This window comes from Kitasatospora nipponensis (assembly GCF_039528135.1).
GTDB classification, from domain to species: domain Bacteria; phylum Actinomycetota; class Actinomycetes; order Streptomycetales; family Streptomycetaceae; genus Kitasatospora; species Kitasatospora nipponensis.
The window spans coordinates 326-627 of sequence record NZ_BAAALF010000833.1; the positions used below are offsets into that span (position 1 = coordinate 326).

A 302-nucleotide genomic window follows, 5' to 3' on the forward strand; every position below is an offset into this window, starting at 1 on the left:
CCTGCGTCTGCGGCGAGATGCGGTCGCTGCCCGCACCGCTGAGCACCATGGAGACGGTGGCGGTCGAGACGCCGGCGGCGGCCGCGACATCGGACATACGCACCCGGGCCATGGTGAGTCGACCTCGTTTCCGCTGTGTTTAATCGTTTAACCCATCGGGATGTGAGTATGCAGTTCCCTCGGTTGGGCCGTCAAGACAACGGATGCGCCGTAACCCCGCTGCAACCCGGGTGTGACCGGAGCGTGCCGACGCCGCACCGGGCCCCAACGATGCGAACGGGCCCGGAAACGCCGAACGAGCG

Annotated in this window: 1 protein-coding gene; it reads right to left on the reverse strand. The window is 67.2% G+C overall.

The window, feature by feature from the left end; translation table 11 throughout:
* A partial coding sequence (locus ABD323_RS46180) for a LacI family DNA-binding transcriptional regulator (protein WP_425556361.1) occupies positions 1–112 on the reverse strand: 112 nt, incomplete at its 3' end.
* Between the last annotated feature and the right edge of the window lie 190 nt (positions 113–302).